Raw genomic sequence first — 3,664 nt, forward strand, 5'->3', positions numbered from 1 at the left:
GGAGACTTCCTCGCCGCGGATGAAGGCGTTGGGACGCCCCTGCTCGCGGAAGGCCTTGGCGATCACCTGCGCCAGGCCTTCGGTGGTCTGGCCGAAGAAGTCGGTGGCCGCCTTGAGGGTGCCGGCTTCGTCGTAGGTGCTGTCGTCGGTCACGTCGGCCGCGATGCCCAGGGCGGGCACGGCCAGAGCGAGGGAGCCGGCGCCGGCGCGCACGAGCCAGGCACGGCGGGTGGTGTCGATGAGGCGAGAGCGAGTGTCGATCATGGTTCTTCTCCTGCAGCCCCAGGGAGCGGGACCGAGGGTTTGACCTTACCCACCCACTCGCGAAGCGGGTTTGTCGGAGTGTTCCGGGATGTGCCGATGTAACCGGGCGCGGCCCGATTGCGCGTAGTGCTGTATGGATATACAGTATTCGCACATGGAGCACTTGTACACGGAGGTTCTCATGCACTCATTGCACCGACAGCTCTACCGCCCCTCGCCCGACCGCACACCGAACTGGCTGCGCCGCCTCTGGGCCTGGCTCTGATCGCGCGAGCCATCGCGGCGCAGGCCCGCAAAGCAAGAAGCGCCTGACTCCGGCAGGAATCAGGCGCTTCGGTGTGTGGTGGTGGAGAGGAGGAGGATCGAACTCCCGACCTTCGCATTGCGAACGCGACGCTCTCCCAGCTGAGCTACCCCCCCACGACAACGCGCATTCTAGCAAACTCCGCGGGTCGCCCTCTCCGAACTCACCGCATGGCCCGCACCGATCCGATCTGGCTGGACGCCCAGTACAACAACCGCGCCCGGGTGCCTGAAGCACCGCAGATCCTGGAGCGCTGGTCCAACGCGTCGGCACTGGCGCGCGCGCAGTCGGACTGCGTGCTCGACATCCCCTACGGCACGGCCGCGAGCCAAACGCTCGATGTCTTCCGCACCGGCGCGCCGGATGCACCGGTGTTCGTCTTCATCCACGGCGGCTACTGGCGCGCGCTGGACAAGCGCGACCACTCGTTCGTGGCGCCGGCCCTGGTCAACGCCGGCGCGATGGTGGTGGTGCCGAACTATGCGCTGTGCCCGGCCGCGAGCATCGAGCAGATCACGCTGCAGATGGCGCAGGCCGTGGCCTGGACCTGGCGGCACGCGCGGGAGCACGGCGGCGACCCGCGGCGCATCGTTGTCGGCGGGCACTCGGCTGGCGGGCATCTGGCGGCCATGCTGCTGAACTGCCGCTGGCCGCAACTCGCGCCCGACCTGCCGGGCGACCTGCTGCGATCGGCGCTGTCGATCTCCGGCCTGTTCGAACTCGAGCCCATCCGGCGCACCACCTTTCTTGCACCCGACCTGCATCTCACCGCGGCATCGGCGCGGCGCCTGAGCCCGGCGCTGCTGCCCGCGCCCGCCGGGCGGCTGGCCGCCGTGGTCGGGGGTGACGAGAGCGAGGAGTTCCTGCGCCAGAACCGGCTGATCCGCGAGGCCTGGGGTGCGGCAGCCGTGCCGGTGTGCGAAGCCGTGCCCGGCACCAACCACTTCACCGTGCTGCATGAGCTCGCCGACGAGAAGGCGCGCCTGCTTCGGCTCGCGCGGCAGTGGCTCGGCCTGGCCGGGCAAGGCGCAGACGAGAACAATTCTCATTCATAGTTGAGCTTGATCACCGTGCGGTGAGTGATAGGCGATTCCAATACCCCGCATTGAGCATATGAATTGGCTCCTGCCTTGAACCCGCGATAGCGTTGACGCGTGCCGCGTTCGAGACAAGCGCCGAGGCGCACGCGGCCGGTTCGGTTCAACTCAACGACAGGAGAGTGACATGGGCTTGAAAGGATCGAAGACCGAGCAGAACCTGAAGGACGCCTTCGCGGGCGAATCCCAGGCCAACCGCCGGTACCTGTATTTCGCAAACAAGGCCGACGTGGAAGGCCAGAACGACGTGGCGGCGCTGTTCCGCTCCACCGCCGAAGGCGAGACCGGCCACGCGCACGGCCACCTCGAGTTCCTCGAGAACGGTTCGGGCGATCCGGCCACCGGCCTGCCCATCGGCAGCAGCCGCCAGAACCTGATGGCCGCCGTTGCCGGCGAGACGCACGAGTACACCGACATGTACCCGGGCATGGCCAAGACGGCGCGCGAGGAAGGCTTCGACGAGATCGCCGACTGGTTCGAGACGCTGGCCAAGGCCGAGCGTTCGCATGCCAACCGCTACCAGAAGGCGCTCGACGCGCTGGTCGACTGAGCACGACACCGCGCTCGCAGGACAAGGGGCTTCGTGCCCCTTGTTCATTGGTGGATCGAGGAGAACACACATGACCGCTCGCGAAGGCAACCTGGAAGCACCCACCCGCCACCCCGTCGACTGGAAGAACCCGGACTTCTACGACGAGGCCAAGTGCTTCGCCGAGATGGAGCGCATCTTCGACATCTGCCACGGCTGCCGCCGCTGCGTCAGCCTGTGCCAGAGCTTCCCGAACCTGTTCGACCTGGTGGATGCCACCGACGACGGCGAGGTGCACGGCGTCAAGAAGGAGGACTACTGGAAGGTCGTCGACCAGTGCTACCTCTGCGACCTGTGCTACCTGACCAAGTGCCCGTACGTGCCGCCGCACGAGTGGAACCTCGACTTCCCGCACACCATGCTGCGCGCCAAGGCGATCAAGTTCCGCAAGGGCGAGATCAAGGCCAGCGAGAAGTTCCTCGCCTCCACCGACGTGCACGGCCAGTTTGCCGGCATTCCCATCGTCGTGCAGGCGGTCAACGCCATCAACAAGACCAAGGCGGCGCGCGGCGTGATGGAGAACGTGCTCGACGTGCACAAGGACGCCTGGATGCCCGAGCTGGCCACCAGCCGCTTCCGCTGGAGCGCGAAGAAGAAGGGCGCTGCCTCCGAGGTCAAGGACGGCAAGCTCAGCCCCGGCAAGGTGGCGATCTTCTCGACCTGCTATGTCAACTACAACGAACCCGGCATCGGCCACGACCTGATCGCCTCGCTCGAGCACAACGAGATCCCCTATGTGATCGTCGAGAAGGAATCGTGCTGCGGCATGCCCAAGCTCGAGCTCGGCGACCTCGAAGGCGTGGAGAAGCACAAGAACGCCAACATTCCGGTGCTGGCGAAGTATGCGAAGGACGGCTTTGCGATCGTCAGCGCCGTGCCCTCGTGCACGCTGATGTTCAAGCAGGAGATCCCGCTGCTGTTCCCCGGCGACCCCGACGTCAAGGCGGTGCAGGAAGCGATGTTCGATCCCTTCGAGTACCTGATGGCGCGCCACAAGGACGGGCTGCTCAAGACCGACTTCAAGAACCCGCTGGGCAAGGTCAGCTACCACATCCCCTGCCACGGCCGCGTGCAGAAGATCGGCAAGAAGACCGAGGAGATGCTCAAGCTGATCGGCGAGAAGGTCTCGGTGCAGCTCAACACGGTGGAGCGCTGCTCCGGCCACGCCGGCACCTACGGCGTGAAGAAGCCGTACCACGAGATCGCGATGAAGATCGGCAAGCCGGTGTTCAAGCAGATGGCCAAGGACGGGCCCGACTGGATCGGCTCCGACTGCCCGATGGCCGGCCACCACATCGCACAAGGCATGGCCAACAACAGCCTGCCGGCGGCGAAGATCGCCCACCCGCTGACGCTGCTGCGCACCGCCTACGGTTTGTGAACCCCACGATGGAGACGAGCATGACCATC

At 66.1% G+C, this 3,664-nt stretch carries 4 protein-coding genes and 1 tRNA gene; 3 read left to right on the forward strand and 2 right to left on the reverse strand.

Annotated elements, in window-relative coordinates:
• Positions 1-264: EipA family protein (locus AB7U92_RS23805; protein ID WP_428582788.1), on the reverse strand; the 264-nt coding region annotated here is incomplete at its 3' end.
• A 344-nt stretch (positions 265-608) separates the two neighbouring features.
• Positions 609-684, reverse strand: a tRNA-Ala gene (locus tag AB7U92_RS23810).
• Positions 685-738: 54 nt separating this feature from the next.
• Between AB7U92_RS23810 and AB7U92_RS23815 the strand changes: the two genes are divergently transcribed.
• The 3 genes from AB7U92_RS23815 to AB7U92_RS23825 all read left to right on the forward strand — a co-directional run bounded on the left by AB7U92_RS23815 (position 739) and on the right by AB7U92_RS23825 (position 3,635).
• Complete coding sequence (locus AB7U92_RS23815) at positions 739-1,623, forward strand: alpha/beta hydrolase (RefSeq protein WP_428582790.1); 885 nt, start codon at positions 739-741, stop codon at positions 1,621-1,623.
• A 169-nt stretch (positions 1,624-1,792) separates the two neighbouring features.
• Positions 1,793-2,215 carry a rubrerythrin family protein gene (locus AB7U92_RS23820; RefSeq protein ID WP_428582792.1) on the forward strand — a complete coding sequence of 141 codons (423 nt, stop codon included), beginning with the start codon at positions 1,793-1,795 and terminating at the stop codon, positions 2,213-2,215.
• Positions 2,216-2,285: 70 nt separating this feature from the next.
• On the forward strand, positions 2,286-3,635 hold the full coding sequence (locus AB7U92_RS23825; protein WP_428582794.1) for a (Fe-S)-binding protein: 1,350 nt from the start codon (positions 2,286-2,288) through the stop codon (positions 3,633-3,635).
• The last annotated feature ends 29 nt before the right edge of the window (positions 3,636-3,664 follow it).

Origin of the sequence: Piscinibacter sp. (genome assembly GCF_050175855.1) — a bacterium.
Lineage (GTDB): Bacteria > Pseudomonadota > Gammaproteobacteria > Burkholderiales > Burkholderiaceae_C > Piscinibacter.

Excerpts from the sequence above, each read along its gene's own strand:
- AB7U92_RS23825 (WP_428582794.1), top strand. The coding sequence starts at position 2,286 with ATGACCGCTCGCGAAGGCAACCTGGAAGCACCCACCCGCCACCCCGTC.
- AB7U92_RS23820 (WP_428582792.1), top strand. The coding sequence starts at position 1,793 with ATGGGCTTGAAAGGATCGAAGACCGAGCAGAACCTGAAGGACGCCTTC.
- AB7U92_RS23815 (WP_428582790.1), top strand. The coding sequence starts at position 739 with ATGGCCCGCACCGATCCGATCTGGCTGGACGCCCAGTACAACAACCGC.